The sequence below is a fragment of the Pseudanabaena sp. 'Roaring Creek' genome (assembly GCF_001402795.1).
In the GTDB taxonomy this organism is placed as follows: domain Bacteria; phylum Cyanobacteriota; class Cyanobacteriia; order Pseudanabaenales; family Pseudanabaenaceae; genus Pseudanabaena.
The window spans coordinates 1-6404 of record NZ_LIRE01000481.1; the positions used below are offsets into that span (position 1 = coordinate 1).

The following is a 6404-nucleotide window of genomic DNA, read 5'->3' on the forward strand; positions in this document are numbered from 1 at the left end:
CGATCGCGAAAAAGATGCGGTATTTCATAGCTAAAGTTTTCGACTCTAAATAATCTAAATAAATTAATAGGTAATACCAATTCCCAAAATGGCGTTGCCATTTTGGGATTTTAAAACCCTTACTGGGTTTGGTTTTCAATTCCCAAAAGTGTTGTCACACTTTTGGGAATTGGTATAAGTGGGCTTAATTAAATATAAAACCCTAAAACCTTTAGCACACGCTGCGCGTGTGCCGCAGGTTTTAGATCTGGATTTTAATTATGCTGAGGTACTTCAGTAAAAATTAGTAATTAATCAAAATTAATCACAATTAATCAAAATCAATCAATTGTGACAATGACGGGAGTGTGATCGCTAGGTTGCGTTAGTTTTCGAGGTTCGACATCGATCGCACAGGCTGTAGCGCGATCGTATAGTGGCTCGGTTAAGAAATGGTAATCGATCCGCCAGCCCCGATTGCGACTAAAGCCTCCAGAACGATAATCCCACCAACTATAGTACCCGCCCGCCGATTCAAACTTCCGAAATACATCTTTAAATCCCAGATTTAAAACCGCATCTAAGGCTTCGCGTTCGATATCCGTTGACATCACCTTATTTTCACGTCCTTTGGGATCGTAGATATCGAGATCGGCGATCGCCACATTAAAATCGCCACAGATTAGCACTTCGTCATTTTGTTTTAACAACGCTTGCAGATATTCCTTCAATAATTTCAGCCAACGCAACTTATATTCATATTTTTCGCTCCCTACTTCCGAGCCATTGGGGACATACATATTCACGATCTGGACATCGCCATACTTTGCGGCGATCAAGCGCTTCTGATCCTCCAGACTTGGCTCGGAAATTTCTCCCAATACCGCAGCAAACCCAGTTTGAATATCCTGTAAAGGCGATCGCGAAATCAGTGCCACACCGTTATAGGATTTCTGTCCATAAATATAGGTTTGATAGCCCAACTCCGTAAAGGGTGAATGGGGAAAGTCGCCATCAACCACTTTGGTTTCCTGTAAGCACAGCACATCAACCTCAGGATTTGCCTGCAACCAATCACAAACATGGGTAATCCTCGTCCGCACTGAATTGACGTTCCAAGTTGCAATTTTCATAAAATCTCTATATCAAATCCATACAAGTAGCTCAGTTCGGAGCTTGGTTTGCTCGCCATGATAGCAAACTAAGCTTCTAGGTTTTAAGCTTACTTCTGCCTTACCTTAGTAAAACCAGAGAGCGTACCGCCCGCTACGCGGGCGGTACGCTCTCTGGTTTGGGTTTTTAATTATGCCGAACTAATTACATGGCAGCTTACTTGGCAGCATAAACATTATCCTTCGTGCCACAATTTAAACAGTTAATTAAATTTTCCCAATTTGAGTTTGTTCGACATGATTTCTCACAACAATATCGCCGATTTAATTCGTGCCGCTTTACCTAATGCCAAGGTACAGGTGGAAGATCCCAATCATGATGGTCAACACTTTACCGCAATCATCGTCGCCGAACAATTTGAAGGTTTATCGATGATCAAGCAGCATAAACTGGTCTATGGTGCAATTCAAGAGCACCTTGACACTGGTGCAATTCACGCTCTACAGCTCAAAACCTATAGCCTCTCGCAGTGGGAAAGTATGCAGGTACAGGTTCTCTAAATAGAGATTGCCATGCAGCCAAAACCCCAAAGAGAATCGCGGCACTTTACAACGCAACGCTCTTTGGGGTTTGATGAATTTTTGAATTGACATTTAAAGCTACTGTATAATTTGCTCGCGCCATGTTTATCAATACGCAACATAAATCAGCAAATTAGCAGTCAATTTAGCAGTCAAATTCATGACCCTTCGCATTTACAACACAATCACCAGACGCAAAGAAGATTTTATTCCCCTCACATCGGGAATTGTAAAAATGTATGTTTGTGGTGTAACGGTCTATGATTATTGCCATTTGGGTCATGCCAGAGCCTATGTAGTTTGGGATATGGTGCGACGCTATCTGGAAACCAAGTACCAAGTTCAGTTTGTCCAGAATATTACCGATATTGATGACAAAATTTTAAAGCGGGCTCAGGAACAAAATACGACTATGCAGGCGATCGCAGAGCAGTATATTGCCGCCTACGATGAGGATATGGCAAGGCTCAATATCGCCAAAGCTAATAGTTATCCCCGAGCCACTGCCACGATTCCTGAAATTATCGAACTCATTCAGCAATTAATCGATCGCGACTATGCCTACGTTTCTCATGGCGATGTGTATTATGCCGTGCAGAAATTTCCCACCTACGGCAAGTTGTCAGGGCGCAAACTCGAAGATATGCAAGCGGGGGCAAGCGGGCGCGTTGACGATCGCGAAGAACAAAAACGCTATCCCTTTGACTTTGCTCTATGGAAATCGGCTAAGCCGAATGAACCATTTTGGGGATCGCCTTGGGGCGATGGTCGTCCAGGTTGGCATATCGAATGCTCGGCAATGGTGAGATCTCATTTAGGAGAAACCATTGATATCCATGCAGGTGGTACGGATTTACAATTTCCCCATCATGAGAATGAAATCGCGCAATCAGAAGCAGCCTATAAACTGCCTTTGGCGAACTACTGGATGCATAATGGCTTTGTCAATATTGATGGCGAGAAAATGTCCAAATCGCTCAATAATTTCCAAACGATTCGCGATTTATTGACAGTTTTCGACCCAATGGCAATCCGTTTATTTGTTCTGCAAGCGCAGTACCGCCAACCGATTGACTTTACGGAGGAGGCAATTAACGCCGCAACTAAAGGCTGGGAGACAATTCGCGAGGGAATGCTATTTGCTTCGGACTTCGGCGAAAGGTGGGGATGGCAGCAGATCGATCCTCCATTGCGCCATGAAGTTAGCGAGGCGATCGCTGGTTTTGAAGAAGCAATGGAGGATGATTTTAATACCTCGGTAGCAATTTCCTACGTATTTGAACTAGCTAAGAAATTGCGGGCAGAGCGAAATTCCCTATCCCATACAGGTGAAACGGCTGCTAGTTCGGAAACTCTCTTTAAAGACTGGCAAGCCCTCAGTTACATGACGAATATTTTAGGCTTTATTGCCAAGATTAGCGATCGCGGAGTGAAGCCTGAAAGTCTCAGTGAAACTGAAATTACAAGCTTAATTCAGCAAAGAATTGAGGCAAAAAAAACAAAAAACTATCAGGAAGGCGATCGCATTCGCGATTACCTAAAAGATAAAGGCATTACTCTGATCGATCGGAAAGACGGTACAACCAGTTGGATGTAAGAACAAAGGCACTGCTCAGCAGTGCCTTTGTTCTTTAACCTGATGAACTAACTATTAGTAACAAACTAGGTAAAACTCATGGATAAATATCAAGTTTTAAGGGATAAAAGTACAAATGCTCCTAATTACGATCTAGAAACGGAGGATATTATCAAGTGGTTGTCTAAGTGGGACGCTCAGTATGGCATTAGCATTGATAATGTTGAGGAAGATGCGTTGGATATATTCTTTTTAAACCTCCCCGAAGATCTAACGGAACTTTCCATAGATATTTATAAACTATGCCCAGACATAATCGATCAACATTTTGGCTGTATTGGCGATCTGCTCGAAGAAATGGAAGCCTCAGAACAGGATATTCCTGAGAATTTTCAAGAATTCGTAAAAGATATCGATTTCAATGATGAGAACTACGGTTTTGAACTTCTAAAGCGATCGCTCGCTCTCAATAAATCAGTTGGATTGTGGTGGGATTAATAAATGTAAAAGCCCAAAAGTAAAAGCATTGTGTAGCAATGCTTTTACTTTTGGGCTTTTACAGCGCTTTGCGCTGTAAATTTTGCCAGCTTAACCCGAACTCACATTCCGTAAGGTTTTGAAATTCCCAAAATGGCGTTGCCATTTTGGGAATTGGTATAAGCCCCAAACAGAGAATGCGATGCAGGAGCAATTTATGAATGGCTCCCTCATAGACGGCAACTATTATCGGCAATTATTATCGGCAATTATTGTCGGCAACTATCGAACTTTGGTTCTTGGTTCGATCGTATGTGGCTTAATTCCGTAATATTTAACGGCTGTAGTCATATTCAACTGCAATAGTTTGTCTTCTCCCAAAACATATTCATCTTTACCTATAGCAGGGTAAGGTTGCAATATTTCCATGATTTGAGAAGCTACGGCTTTAGCCAATAGGGGCGGAACGGAGTTCCCAACCTGTCTAAAGCCATGCCAGATAGTCTTATGAAAACGGAACCAATCGGGATAACTATGTAACCTTGCCGCTTCCCTGACGGTTATGCATCTTGGGGAATTAGGATGGATAGGTCGAGGTGCTGTAAAAGCGCCTCGATTACTAGGTGTTCCTGCTCTCAGAGTGTTGCTAATCCCATTTAAATCCAGTTTATAAAATCGGCTAATGCGTTCTACTTCTCCTTGCGCCGTATTCCGAAATCGGTATTTTGAACTCTCTCCATGTTTGGACATTAGGCTCGAAGTGAGGATATTGGCATTATGCTTGCGTTTATAGCCAAAGTTAGCCTTCCCAAAATCATTGATCAGTTCTACATACTTACTAGAACCGCTAATCGTAGCCGTACAAAAGTCTTGATTGCGCAATGCAGGATGTTGGGCAATATCTTGTAAATCAGCGATCGCTTCATAGACCGTAGGACCATTGGGCAAATCGATCAGCTCCTTCGCAATGCGTTTTGCCTTGGCAGGTTTCGTAATTGGGGCGGGGTAATTAGGAAGATGGACATCTTGGCGACAACCAATTAAGAAAAGTCGTTCACGATGTTGGGGTACGCCAAAATGGGCTGCATTAAGCACTTTATAGTTTTGTAGGACTTTGTAACCATGCTGCTCGAAACTATCAATCACTTCATCTAAAAATTTCCTGTGGTTGCCTACGGTCAGCCCTTTGACATTTTCCATTACAAAGTATTTGGCATTGAGTTCCGTCACGATGCGCATAAAGTGCGACACCAACTCATTGCGCGGATCGTCAAAAGCACGTTTACCCATCAAGGAGAAGCCTTGGCATGGAGGTCCTCCGAAAACCACATCAACTTCGCGATCGCCTATTTGCGATCTTTGACGAATCTCATCACCTGATATTTTTGTGACGTTAGCACAGATTACTTTCCACATGGGGAAATTGTACTCATGGGTAGCGCAATGAATCGGATCGATCTCGACGGAAGCAAGTACATCAAAACCAGCTTGCTCAAAGCCCAAGGTCATACCTCCCGCTCCCGCAAATAAATCCACCGCGATCGGTCGTTGATTTCCCATAATCGACAAAGAATTTAGATATCAGAACAGAAAATCTATTGTATAGCAATGAAAGTTTCGCTTAGGATATAAAACCGAAAAGACGAGCGGCGGCGCGAAGCGCCGCCACTCGTTTTACTAGTCTAGTCAGGTTCAAATTAAGTCCTATTCATTAGTCCCTAATGCTCCAGGGGAGCCCGTCAATGTTCTCCGTGGCGAACAAGTGGCGATCGTAATAATTAAAGTCATAATATAGGGCGCAGCGTTAAACAGGTAATAGTAAGAGGTAATACCCACCGCTTGCAATGCAGGACCAATGGCTTGAGCGCCACCAAATAACAAGGAAGCCCAGAGGCATTGCACTGGTTGCCATCGCGCGAAAATTACCAAAGCTACCGCCATTAAGCCCTGTCCGCTAGAAATCCGCTCCGACCACAGTCCTGGATAATATAGCGATAAACTCGCGCCGCCAATTCCAGCCAAGAAACTCCCTGCCACGATCGCACAGGTACGCACACCCACAACCGATATACCCATTGCCCTCGCCGCACTAGGACTATCGCCCACGGCTCGAATATATAAGCCCCATCGGGTCGAACTAAAGAACCACTGCATGAAAAAGGCGATCGCAACCCCAATCAATAGCAAAGGACTGACCTTTAGCGCTGATTGCACCTGTGAATAGGTACTCCAGTTACCCCACTCAAGAACGGGTAAAGGAATTGCCTTGGGTTGAATAAAAGCCTTACCAAAAAAGAAAGCAATACCGCTACCAAAGATAATCATCGCGATGCCAACGGCAACATCACTTACCCTCGGACGCTGCGATAACCACGCATGAATCAAACCTAAGCCAACTCCCGCTAAGCCAGCGACGAGAACTCCGAACCAAGGAGACTGGGTTAGATAGGAGACAGCATAGGCGGTCATCGCCCCAGTGAGTAGGGTTCCTTCCAGACCGAGATTAATTTTGCCAGATTTCTCAGTGAGGCACTCGCCTAAGCTGACAAATAGAAATGGAGCGCTTCCTCGGAGCGTCCCTGCCACGATCGCTAGCGGTACGCTCATCCAACCTAGTGAATCATCTGTCATTGTTTTATCTATCGAGCATTGGTGATTAAGTAAGTGGGCTTAATTAA

6 protein-coding genes are annotated in these 6404 nt (G+C 43.9%); 3 read left to right on the top strand and 3 right to left on the bottom strand.

From position 1 onward, the window contains the following. Positions 1 to 320 precede the first annotated feature (320 nt). Positions 321 to 1112 carry an exodeoxyribonuclease III gene (gene xth / locus AC805_RS15200; protein ID WP_055076204.1) on the bottom strand — a complete coding sequence of 264 codons (792 nt, stop codon included), beginning with the start codon at positions 1110 to 1112 and terminating at the stop codon, positions 321 to 323. A gap of 276 nt (positions 1113 to 1388) precedes the next feature. Here xth and AC805_RS15205 point away from each other — a divergent pair, with 276 nt between their 5' ends. From AC805_RS15205 to AC805_RS15215, 3 genes are all read left to right on the top strand, one after another. Next, entirely contained in the window at positions 1389 to 1652 is a 264-nt protein-coding gene (locus tag AC805_RS15205; protein WP_009627391.1) for a BolA family protein, read from the top strand. 181 nt (positions 1653 to 1833) lie between these two features. Next, a complete protein-coding gene (cysS, locus tag AC805_RS15210) occupies positions 1834 to 3270 on the top strand; it encodes a cysteine--tRNA ligase (protein WP_055076205.1) in 1437 nt (478 codons plus the stop codon). A 78-nt stretch (positions 3271 to 3348) separates the two neighbouring features. Then, positions 3349 to 3747 carry a DUF4253 domain-containing protein gene (locus AC805_RS15215; RefSeq protein ID WP_055076206.1) on the top strand — a complete coding sequence of 133 codons (399 nt, stop codon included), beginning with the start codon at positions 3349 to 3351 and terminating at the stop codon, positions 3745 to 3747. Between the two features lie 261 nt (positions 3748 to 4008). Here the strand turns inward: AC805_RS15215 and AC805_RS15220 are convergent, their stop codons facing one another. Both AC805_RS15220 and AC805_RS15225 read right to left on the bottom strand, forming a co-directional pair. Then, positions 4009 to 5286 carry a DNA cytosine methyltransferase gene (locus tag AC805_RS15220; RefSeq protein ID WP_055076207.1) on the bottom strand — a complete coding sequence of 426 codons (1278 nt, stop codon included), beginning with the start codon at positions 5284 to 5286 and terminating at the stop codon, positions 4009 to 4011. Between the two features lie 144 nt (positions 5287 to 5430). Further along, positions 5431 to 6357 (bottom strand): ABC transporter permease, encoded by a 927-nt coding sequence (locus AC805_RS15225; RefSeq protein WP_055076208.1) that lies wholly within the window; start codon positions 6355 to 6357, stop codon positions 5431 to 5433. Positions 6358 to 6404: the final 47 nt, after the last annotated feature.

Excerpts from the sequence above, each read along its gene's own strand:
- xth (WP_055076204.1), bottom strand. The coding sequence starts at position 1,112 with ATGAAAATTGCAACTTGGAACGTCAATTCAGTGCGGACGAGGATTACC.
- AC805_RS15205 (WP_009627391.1), top strand. The coding sequence starts at position 1,389 with ATGATTTCTCACAACAATATCGCCGATTTAATTCGTGCCGCTTTACCT.
- cysS (WP_055076205.1), top strand. The coding sequence starts at position 1,834 with ATGACCCTTCGCATTTACAACACAATCACCAGACGCAAAGAAGATTTT.
- AC805_RS15215 (WP_055076206.1), top strand. The coding sequence starts at position 3,349 with ATGGATAAATATCAAGTTTTAAGGGATAAAAGTACAAATGCTCCTAAT.
- AC805_RS15220 (WP_055076207.1), bottom strand. The coding sequence starts at position 5,286 with ATGGGAAATCAACGACCGATCGCGGTGGATTTATTTGCGGGAGCGGGA.
- AC805_RS15225 (WP_055076208.1), bottom strand. The coding sequence starts at position 6,357 with ATGACAGATGATTCACTAGGTTGGATGAGCGTACCGCTAGCGATCGTG.